Source organism: Pseudomonas sp. GW821-FHT02A11, from assembly GCF_059421985.1.
On the sequence record NZ_JBWKWB010000025.1, the window covers coordinates 71,766 to 81,403 of the forward strand.

A 9,638-nucleotide genomic window follows, 5' to 3' on the forward strand; every position below is an offset into this window, starting at 1 on the left:
TGTGATTTACAGCGTCAACGCCTCTGGCACGCAGATTTCGACGTGCCCACCGGCGCGGCAGAGGGAGGATGGCTGAATTTCGGATATTGGCAAGACAGACGCCGTGGGAGAGGGCTCGCGGCACATTGCTATGACTGAAATCATGGCAATGTGCGCGAAAAAAGATCAATCAAAGGGTCGAGAGAAACGCGCTATTGCTGCTCTGCCATTCGACGATATCCAGGCGGATTCGCTTCTTGTCGAGCTTGCCGACGCTGGTCTTGGGAATTTCGGTAACAAGGGCGATCTGGCTCGGGATCGCCCACTTGTTGATGTGCCCCTGTTCCACGAAAGGCTTGAGATGTTCCTTCAACGCTTTGGCATCAATGACATGCCCTTCGTGCGCCACCAGCAGCGCGAACGGCCGCTCGCCCCACTGCGGATCGGCGATCCCCACCACCGCCACTTCGCGCACGCCGGGGTGACGGCTGCACAGGTCTTCGAGCTCAAGTGACGAAACCCACTCGCCGCCGGTCTTGATCACGTCCTTGATGCGGTCGCGAATGTCGATGCCGCCCATGCTGTCCAGGGTCGCCACGTCACCGGTGTGCAACCAGCCGCCGGCCCAGAGTTCGGCGCCCTTCTGCGGTTCTCGGTAGTACCCCTCGGTCAGCCAGGGCGCGCGCAGCACCAGCTCGCCTTGGGTCTCGCCATCGGCGGGGAGGAAATGGCCTTCGGCGTCGACGATTGCCGCTTCCACCAATACGCCTGGCGCACCGGCCTTGATGCGGTAGGTGGTGCGTTCGTCTTCGCTGCCTGCCATCAGTTCGTCGTTGAGGTGCGCGACCGAGACCAGCGGCCCCGTCTCAGACATGCCGTAGGCCGCCGTCAGTTGAATACCCTTGGCCTTGGCCGCCTCATACAGCGAACGGTTGAGCGAACTGCCGCCGATGATGATGTTCCAGCCGGTGAAATCGACGTCCTTGGCCGCTTTGGCGTTGAGCACCATTTGCATGATGGTGGGCACGCAGTGGGAGAAATTGACCTTCTCCTTGCGCCACAGCTCCACCAGCAACTCAGGGTCGTAGCGGCCGGGATAGACCTGCTTCACGCCGAGCATGGTCGCCGCGTAGGGCACGCCCCAGGCATGCACATGGAACATCGGGGTGATCGGCATGTAGACCTTGTCAGTGCCCAGCAGGCCTTCGACGCTGCCCATGATCGTCGCCACGGCCATGGTGTGCAGCACCAACTGACGATGGGTGAAGTACACGCCTTTCGGATTACCCGTCGTGCCGGTGGTATAGAAGGTAGTCGCCACCGAGTTCTCGTCGAAATCCTCGAACTGATAGGTCGAAGCGGCAGCGGCGAGCAGGGTTTCGTACTCGCCGACCAGGTCAGGCAAATCAGCGGTCTTGTCGCGGGTATCGGTGAGCAGCAGGGTCTTTTCGACTGTGGTCAGTTTGCTGGCGAAACAATTGTAAAGCGGCACGAATTCGCTATTGACCAGCACGAATTTGTCTTCGGCGTGGTTCATGGTAAACAGTATCTGGTCCGGTGACAGGCGCACATTGATGGTGTGAATCACCGCGCCAATCATCGGGATCGCAAACATGCATTCCAGATACCGGTGGCTGTCCCAATCCATGACAGCCACGGTATCGCCCGCTTTCACCCCCGCTTCCGTCAGCACGTTCGCCAGGCGGCAGATGCGCTCGTTCAGGGTCAGATAGGAATAGCGTGATTGGTCCCGGTAGACGATTTCCCGCGTTTTTTCATAGCGGCTGCCCGACATCAGCAAGCGTTTGATCAACAGAGGGTACTGGTAGGCGCCATCAGCTGGCGGAATCACGCGTGTCTGCAGCATAGGAATCCCTTTTCAAGATGCATGGCGGTGCCGAAAATATGCACTCTAGAGCCTTCAGTCGCCAGTCAAATCAGCCAAAGGGATGATTCGAATGACGAGTGACCCGGCAGGCATTACGCCATTTGAAAGGGCAAAACGGCATCAAGCCAGCTGCGCAGAAGGTTTTCGCCGGGTTGCCAGGGAAGAGATGAGTGCGGCCTGAACGTAAACCTGTGGGGGCGAATTCATTCGCGATGCGGCTGACAGACAACAAATGTGTATCGAATGTACCGACCAATCGCGAATGAATTCGCTTCACAGAGGGTTCACCGTCCGGCTTGGGGATGGCGTTGAATCAATGCATCTCGGTCAGCGCCAGCTTCAGCCCCAGCGCCACCAGCACGCCGCCCATGGCTCGGTCAAACCAGTGCCCCATGCGCGCAAAACCTGCACGTACGCGCTCCTGACTGAACAACCGCGCCACCAGGCAAAACCACACGCCGGTCGCCACCGCGAGGTAAACGCCATAACCGGCCTGCACCAGCAGCGGCGTGTGCGGGTTGATCACCACGGTGAACAGCGACAGGAAAAACAGTGTGGCTTTGGGGTTCAGGCCGTTGGTCACGAACCCTGCCGTAAAGGCCCCACGGGCAGTGCGCTCGCCTTTAGCGATGTTGATCGGCGCATCTGACGCACTGGCCGGTTTGGCGCGCAGGGCCTTGAAGCCGATGTACAGCAGGTACGCGGCAGCGGCCCATTTCAGCGCGTTGAACAGCACGATGGACTGCGAAACGATGAGTCCGATGCCCAGCAACGAGTAGCCGACATGCAGGAAGATCGCGGTGCCCACACCCATGGCGGTGTAAGTGCCGGCCTTGCGACCGTGAGTCACGCTTTCACGCACCACGACGGCGAAATCGGGACCGGGGCTGGCGACGGCCAGCAGGTGAATCAGGGCAACGGTGAAAAATTCCGTCCAGTACATCGAGGGGCTCCAAAGCTCTTTCGCCAATGACATGCGCTGTTACGTTCGCTACCTTACGCCTCTCATCTTTCGAGCAAAAGGTACAGCTGATGTCCAGTCCAAGCAGAGCAGTTTTCCTCGATCACACCTCATTGGATCTGGGCGATCTGGACCTTAATCCATGGCGTGAAACCTTCGGCGAACTGACCCTGCATGCCAGCACCACTGCCGACCAGGTAATCGAGCGGCTGCAAGGCGCTCAGGTGGCGATTTCCAACAAGATACTGATCGATGCCGCCACGTTTGCGGCTTGTCCGGATCTGAAGCTGGTGCTGGTGACCGCCACGGGTGTCAACAATGTGGACCTTGAAGCCGCGCGCAAACATGGCGTAGTGGTGAGCAATTGCCAGGGTTACGGCACCCCTTCCGTTGCCCAGCACACCTTGATGCTGCTGCTGGCGCTGGCCACCCGCTTGCCCGACTACCAACAGGCGATTCATCAGGGTCAGTGGCAGAAATCCAAGCAGTTCTGCCTGCTGGATTTCCCCATCGTCGAACTGGAAGGCAAGACACTGGGCCTGCTCGGTCATGGCGAGCTGGGTGGCGCGGTGGCGAAGCTGGCTGAAGCGTTCGGCATGCGCGTGCTGCTGGGCCAGATCCCCGGTCGCCCTGCCCGTCCGGATCGCGTGCCGCTGCATGAACTGCTGCCGCAGGTGGATGCCCTGACCCTGCACTGCCCGCTCAACGAACACACCCGCGACATGCTCGGCGCCCACGAACTCAGCCTGATGAAGCCCAAGGCCTTCATCGTCAACACCGCGCGCGGCGGGCTGATCAACGAACAGGCCCTGGCCGACGCCCTGCGCAATGGCCATCTGGCGGGCGCTGCCACTGACGTGCTGACCGTGGAACCGCCGGTCAACGGCAATCCGCTGCTGTCCGGAGACATCCCGCGCCTGATCATCACCCCGCACAGCGCCTGGGGCAGCCAAGAAGCCCGCCAGCGCATCATCGGCCAGGTCAACGATAACGCCCGCGCGTTCTTTGCTGGCGCACCAATCCGGGTGGTCAGTTAAGACCTTGGGAGCGCGCTTGCCCGCGATAGCAGTGTCTCAGGCCACAGATGCGTGTGAATGTACGGCCATCGCGGGCAAGCGCGCTCCTGCAGGCAGGTATGTCGATCCGTTCACCTGTTAAACTCCGCCCTTTTTTCAGGAGCCTCCGATGGACCCGCGCAGTGAAGTGTTACTCCGCCAGGCCGAGCTGTTTCAGGGCTCTTTGTTGCTGACCGGCCTGCCAGCCGACGATCTGCTTGGCAGCTTGCCCAACGCGCGAGGCTGGAGCTGGCACGCGGGGGACTTCGCCGCGCTGGACGCCCGTTTCAGCGGCCGCACCCATTTCGGCACCGAAGCCCCGGTCGAGCCATTCGAGGCTGCCGTGATCTTTCTGCCCAAAGCCAAAGACCTTACCGACTACCTGATCAACGCCTTGGCCTCGCGTCTGGCCGGTCGCGAGTTGTTTTTGGTGGGTGAAAAACGCGCTGGGATCGAGGCCGCCGCTCGTCAGTTAAGCCCTTTGGGTCGCGCGCGCAAGCTCGACAGCGCGCGCCATTGCCAGCTGTGGCAAGTGACCGTGGAAGCCGCCCCTCCAGCCATTGAACTGAGCAGCCTGGCCAAGCACTTCGACATCGAGCTCGAAGGCGGCTCACTGAAAGTCGTCAGCTTGCCGGGCGTCTTCAGCCATGGTCGTCTGGATCGCGGCTCGGCCCTGCTGCTGGACAATCTCGATCGTCTGCCAACTGGCCATTTGCTCGACTTCGGTTGCGGCGCGGGCGTGCTGGGCGCTACGGTCAAACGTCGCAGCCCCGACATGCAGGTGACGATGCTCGACGTCGATGCCTTCGCCACCGCCAGCAGTCGCCTGACCTTGGCAGCCAACGGTCTGCAAGCCGAGGTCATCACCGGTGACGGGATCGATGCAGCGCCCAAGCATCTGGATGTGATTTTGACCAATCCGCCCTTTCACACCGGCGTCCATACAGACTATGCTGCTACCGAAAACCTGCTGCGAAAAGCTCGCGAACATCTGAAAAAAGGTGGCGAACTGCGCTTGGTTGCAAACAGTTTCCTGCGCTATCAGCCGATCATCGAGCAACATCTTGGCGTATGTGCCGTCATGGCCGAAGGGAATGGGTTCCGGATTTACCGCGCCAAACGTGCCTGAAATTAACGCTTGCCGAACCGGATTCTCGAAGGCAGAATCCGCTCCGTCCTAGGGGAGTAGTCTCCCACGAGCGCCACGCTCGTCTGGCACGCATCAACATACTTGGTCCTCAGACCATGGTGCGTGCGACCCAGAATCCGCAGCAGACGGATCGGTGGTTTGACAAGACCTATGACACGAACATCCTGACCCGGGGCGGGGAGGCTGTACGTGTCATAGCCGTGTTGATCCCGCCCCTTAGGAAAACCCTGATGCTGGAATCCCTGTTGGTCCCTACCGCGGTCGTCGCACTGGCCGAAATCGGTGACAAGACCCAACTCCTCGCGCTTATTCTCGCTGCTCGTTTCCGCAAGCCCTGGCCGATCATCGCCGGTATTGTTGCGGCAACTCTGGCCAACCATGCCGCCGCCGGGGCCGTGGGTGCCTGGTTCAGCAGTTTCTTCTCCGACGCCATGCTGCACTGGATCCTCGCCGCGAGCTTCACCGCGACTGCACTGTGGACCCTGGTTCCCGACAAAATGGACGACGACGAAGCCAACACCGCGCGCAAATTCGGCCCGTTCATGACCACGCTGATCGCCTTCTTTCTCGCTGAAATCGGCGACAAGACGCAGATCGCGACCGTCATGCTGGCGGCGCAGTATTCCTACCTGTGGCTGGTGATTCTGGGCACGACCCTGGGCATGCTGCTGGCTAACGTGCCGGTGGTGCTGGCGGGTAATTTCGCTGCGGAAAAACTGCCGCTGACGCTGATCCGTCGCCTGGCGGCCGGTGCGTTCTTCATCCTGGCCATCGTTGCGGTGTACAAGGCAATGCAGGTGAGTGGCTGGGTTTAGCACCCGCCCCCTCCCCTAACCTGTTGGAATGCTCACCCCTATGGGAGCGAATTCATTGGCGAGAGGCCAGTACATCCGGCACATCTCTTTGGTCTGGACTGACGCATCGCGAATGAATTCGCTCTCACAGGGTCACCACAACCTCAGGACTTCACCCCTTCGGCGCCTGCTCGTAGAGCGGCATCACCTTCGGAATCGCCGCCTGCAACGAGGCAATCCGGTTGGTCGATGCCGGGTGGGTACTCATGAACTCAGGCTGCGAGGCACCGGCCTGGGCCTGCATCTTCTGCCACAGGGTAATCGCTGCGTTCGGGTTGTACCCGGCGCGCGCCGAGAGCTCCAGCCCGATCAGATCCGCTTCGTTTTCGTTGGCCCGGCTGTTGGGCAGAGTCAGGCTGTAATTGACCACGGTGTCGGCCAGCGCCAGGCTGTCTTGTCCCAGCCCCAGCAACGAACCGGCGCCTTGCTTGGCCATCTGAATGCCGTAGGCCTTGGACATGGCTTCACGACCGTGTTCGCGCAGGGCATGTGCGATTTCATGACCCATCACCGCGGCCAGTTCGTCATCACTGAGCTTGAGTGTGTCGATCAGCCCGCTATAAACGATGATCTTGCCGCCAGGTCCGCAGTTGGCGTTCAGTTCGTCGCTCTTGATCAGGTTCACATCCCATTGCCATTGCGCCGCATCAGGGCGCAACTTCGGCGCTTGGGCGATCAGTCGCTTGGCCACGGCCTGGACGCGCTTGGCTTCGGCGCTGTCCTTGTCCAGCACGCCTTTGGACGAGGCCTCGCTGACGGTCTGCTGGTACGACTGGGCGTACATCTGGTTGACCTGATCGGTCGACAGCATGCTGAACATGTACTGCTTGCGTTCGACCCCCACCGAATCCCCGCTGGTGGTATTGACGGCCTGACATCCCGCAACCAGCAAAGCTGCGCTCAAGGCACAAAGAGCAAACGTCTGACGCATTTTGTATCTCCGTTAACACAATGGTGCACATCCTAGGCGCTACGAGGGGATCAATGCCAGATGGCAGCCGTTTGCCATACGAATAAGGCGGAAAAACCGAACAGACGTAACAGCTCTGAAACATTGTTCATCCCATTTTTCGGCCCCCCGCCCCGTTTTGAATCGTCGGCCTCAAGCGGCATGCCCAATAACGACCAACGCCGATCAAAAACGGCCACTTCGTCGGTTTCGCCTAATAAAAACCAAGCCCAGGGCGATATCTCCTTCAGACGTCATTCCGCGTCCGGAGCCCCTATGAAGTTCAAGTCGATCCAGTTCTCAGTTGCCGCACTGGCGGGCGCTATCGTGCTCAGCGTCGTGGCAGCTCTCGTGCTTTACGCGCTGTTTTCCGGCGCTCGTACCCAGGAGTTGGTGGAGAAACGGACGACCGCCCAATTCGAGCAGGCCATTCAAGAGCGCCTGACTGCCATTGCCCGCACCCAGGCCAGCGAAATCCAGCGCGAGCTGGAAGCACCGCTGCAAACGGCTGCCGGCCTTGCCACCCTGAATGCCACGCTGGGCATGAAGGACACCAAAGGCGAGCCATTGGTGAAGGTCAGCCGCGAGCATTTGCTCAACGTGCTGCACGAGACCGTGGTGCGCAACCCGAAGATTCTCGGTTCCTACATTGGCTGGGAACAAAACGCACTGGATCACAATGACGCTGCCTACGCCGAAGCGCCGATTACTGGCGTCGACCCGAAAGACGGTCGCTTGATGGCCTGGTGGTATCGCAAGCCGGACGGCACCTTCAGCCTGGAAAAACTCGCCAGTCTGGAAGACACCAAGATCCTCTCCACCGGCATCCGCTCCAGCGAGTACTACCTGTGCTCGCGCGAGACCCGCAAACCCTGCGTGATCGACCCGGCGCCGTACAGCGTCGGCGGCAAGATGGTCATGCTCTCCTCCTTCATTGCTCCGATCATGCTCGACGGCCAGTTCCAGGGCATCGTCGGCGCCGACCTGTCAGTGAACTTCATCCAGGACATGCTCGAGACCGCTGACAAGAAGTTGTACAACGGCGCAGGTGACCTGGCGCTGATCGCCACCAATGGCCGCCTGGTCGCCTACACCAGGGACACCAGCAAGCTCGGCGAGAAAGCCACCGACATCCTCGACGCCAACGAAGTCGCCAATCTGGGCAGCATCGTCAAGGGCGAGGTGCGTTACGACATCGATCAGGCGCACGGCCACATCGAGCTGTACATGCCGTTTGGCATCGGCGACACCGATGCGCGCTGGACCCTGATGATTCGCATGCCCGTCAGCGCGGTGATGGCCGACCTGCAAAAGCTGCAGGCCGACCTGGCGCATCAGCGTGACACCGACATTTTCGGCATGACCATGGTTGGCCTGCTGATCGCGGCGTTGGGGCTGTTGATCGTCTGGTTCGTCGGTCGCGGCATTGCCCGTCCGCTGAAACAAATGGTCGCCATGCTTGACGACATCGCAAAGGGAGAAGGCGACCTCACACGTCGCCTGACCACCGACCGCGCCGACGAACTGGGCTCGATTGCCTTGGGCTTCAACACCTTCCTCGGCAAGCTCCAGGTGATGATCAGCCAGGTGGTGACCTCGGTGCAGAAGGTCAGCGACTCGTCCGAACACACCGCCGACATCGCCATTCGCACCAACAAGGGCGTGCATAAACAGATGGCCGAGATCGATCTGGTCGCGACTGCCGTGCATGAGATGACCGCCACCGCCCAGGACGTTGCGCGCAACGCCACTCAGGCCGCGCAGGCCGCCAACCACGCGGACGATGCAGCCAATCAGGGCATGCGCATCGTGCACAACACCTCCAATTCCATCAGCGAACTGGCGGTGGAGATCGGTCGTGCGGTGGGCGTGGTGCAGACCCTGGCCAAGGACAGCGAGAACATCAACGCCATCCTGACGGCCATTCGCGGGATTGCCGAGCAGACCAACCTGCTGGCGCTAAACGCTGCCATTGAAGCCGCGCGGGCAGGCGAGCAAGGCCGTGGATTCGCCGTGGTGGCCGATGAAGTGCGCAACCTGGCGCAGAAAACCCAGCAGGCCACGGAGGAAATCCAGACCATGATCCAGGCGCTGCAGACCGGCACCCGGCAAGTGGTCAAGGTCATGGAAGACAGTCAGAACAAGACCGACGAGAGCGTGGGTCATGCAGCTGAAGCGGCGCAGGCGCTGGAAAGCATTACCAAGGCTGTGTCGGTGATCAACGACATGAACACCCAGATCGCCAGTGCCGCCGAAGAGCAAAGCGCCGTAGCCGACGACATCAACCGCAACGTGATCAACATTGGTCAGGTAGCCAACGAAGTGGCGGGCGGTGCGGATGAGTCGAGTCAGGCGAGTGCAGAGCTGACCAAACTGGCGGAGCAACAGCGCCGGTTGATCAATCAGTTCAGGGTGTGAGGCGACCAACGCGGTGTGCCAGACAGACCGCGTTGTTCACTGTGGGAGCGAATTCATTCGCGAGACGTCAGTACATCCGACGCATCTCTTTCGCCCACACCGCCGGCTCGCGAATGAATTCGCTCCCACAGGTCTGGACGTGTGCACGGCTTGAAGTCAGCGGCGTGTGAAGATCATTCAAAGCATGACCGAGTCGTTTCAGACATCCCAGTTCCCACAGGTCTGGACGTGTGCACGGCTTGAAGTCAGTGGCTTGTGAAGATCATTCAAAGCATGACCGCGTTTTTCCAGATGGCCCCGATCCTGCTCTGTGGGAGATTCTATGTTTGGGGGGCAACCCCCAAACGTCTGGCAGGGTCGTAATCCTGCTTTTTCTTCAGCAAC

The 9,638-nt window shown here is 60.4% G+C and carries 7 protein-coding genes, 1 pseudogene and 1 riboswitch; of the genes and pseudogenes, 5 read left to right on the plus strand and 3 right to left on the minus strand.

Translation table 11 applies throughout. The annotated features are described in order from the left end of the window. Positions 1-169: 169 nt before the first annotated feature. Both AC07V9_RS24885 and AC07V9_RS24890 read right to left on the minus strand, forming a co-directional pair. Complete coding sequence (locus AC07V9_RS24885; RefSeq protein ID WP_495018291.1) at positions 170-1,846, minus strand: fatty acid--CoA ligase; 1,677 nt, start codon at positions 1,844-1,846, stop codon at positions 170-172. 334 nt (positions 1,847-2,180) lie between these two features. Then, positions 2,181-2,810 carry a LysE family translocator gene (locus AC07V9_RS24890; RefSeq protein ID WP_495018292.1) on the minus strand — a complete coding sequence of 210 codons (630 nt, stop codon included), beginning with the start codon at positions 2,808-2,810 and terminating at the stop codon, positions 2,181-2,183. 89 nt (positions 2,811-2,899) lie between these two features. Between AC07V9_RS24890 and AC07V9_RS24895 the strand changes: the two genes are divergently transcribed. The 3 genes from AC07V9_RS24895 (at position 2,900) to AC07V9_RS24905 (ending at position 5,848) form a co-directional block, all read left to right on the plus strand. Beyond that, a complete protein-coding gene (locus tag AC07V9_RS24895) occupies positions 2,900-3,865 on the plus strand; it encodes a 2-hydroxyacid dehydrogenase (RefSeq protein ID WP_495018293.1) in 966 nt (321 codons plus the stop codon). 148 nt (positions 3,866-4,013) lie between these two features. Beyond that, a complete protein-coding gene (locus AC07V9_RS24900) occupies positions 4,014-5,012 on the plus strand; it encodes a methyltransferase (RefSeq protein ID WP_495018294.1) in 999 nt (332 codons plus the stop codon). A gap of 38 nt (positions 5,013-5,050) precedes the next feature. Beyond that, positions 5,051-5,190: riboswitch (yybP-ykoY riboswitch) on the plus strand. 73 nt (positions 5,191-5,263) lie between these two features. Beyond that, on the plus strand, positions 5,264-5,848 hold the full coding sequence (locus AC07V9_RS24905) for a TMEM165/GDT1 family protein (protein ID WP_404633905.1): 585 nt from the start codon (positions 5,264-5,266) through the stop codon (positions 5,846-5,848). A gap of 151 nt (positions 5,849-5,999) precedes the next feature. Here the strand turns inward: AC07V9_RS24905 and AC07V9_RS24910 are convergent, their stop codons facing one another. Then, on the minus strand, positions 6,000-6,818 hold the full coding sequence (locus AC07V9_RS24910) for a M48 family metallopeptidase (RefSeq protein WP_495018295.1): 819 nt from the start codon (positions 6,816-6,818) through the stop codon (positions 6,000-6,002). A 1,383-nt stretch (positions 6,819-8,201) separates the two neighbouring features. Between AC07V9_RS24910 and AC07V9_RS24915 the strand changes: the two are divergent. Further along, positions 8,202-8,396: pseudogene (locus AC07V9_RS24915) on the plus strand (HAMP domain-containing protein); the annotation flags it as partial. Between the two features lie 114 nt (positions 8,397-8,510). Continuing rightward, positions 8,511-9,254 carry a methyl-accepting chemotaxis protein gene (locus AC07V9_RS24920; RefSeq protein WP_495018299.1) on the plus strand — a complete coding sequence of 248 codons (744 nt, stop codon included), beginning with the start codon at positions 8,511-8,513 and terminating at the stop codon, positions 9,252-9,254. Positions 9,255-9,638: the final 384 nt, after the last annotated feature.

What these genes read in the sequence shown, in the direction of transcription:
- AC07V9_RS24885 (WP_495018291.1), bottom strand. Translation starts at nt 1,846, where the DNA reads ATGCTGCAGACACGCGTGATTCCGCCAGCTGATGGCGCCTACCAGTAC.
- AC07V9_RS24890 (WP_495018292.1), bottom strand. Translation starts at nt 2,810, where the DNA reads ATGTACTGGACGGAATTTTTCACCGTTGCCCTGATTCACCTGCTGGCC.
- AC07V9_RS24895 (WP_495018293.1), top strand. Translation starts at nt 2,900, where the DNA reads ATGTCCAGTCCAAGCAGAGCAGTTTTCCTCGATCACACCTCATTGGAT.
- AC07V9_RS24900 (WP_495018294.1), top strand. Translation starts at nt 4,014, where the DNA reads ATGGACCCGCGCAGTGAAGTGTTACTCCGCCAGGCCGAGCTGTTTCAG.
- AC07V9_RS24905 (WP_404633905.1), top strand. Translation starts at nt 5,264, where the DNA reads ATGCTGGAATCCCTGTTGGTCCCTACCGCGGTCGTCGCACTGGCCGAA.
- AC07V9_RS24910 (WP_495018295.1), bottom strand. Translation starts at nt 6,818, where the DNA reads ATGCGTCAGACGTTTGCTCTTTGTGCCTTGAGCGCAGCTTTGCTGGTT.
- AC07V9_RS24920 (WP_495018299.1), top strand. Translation starts at nt 8,511, where the DNA reads ATGGCCGAGATCGATCTGGTCGCGACTGCCGTGCATGAGATGACCGCC.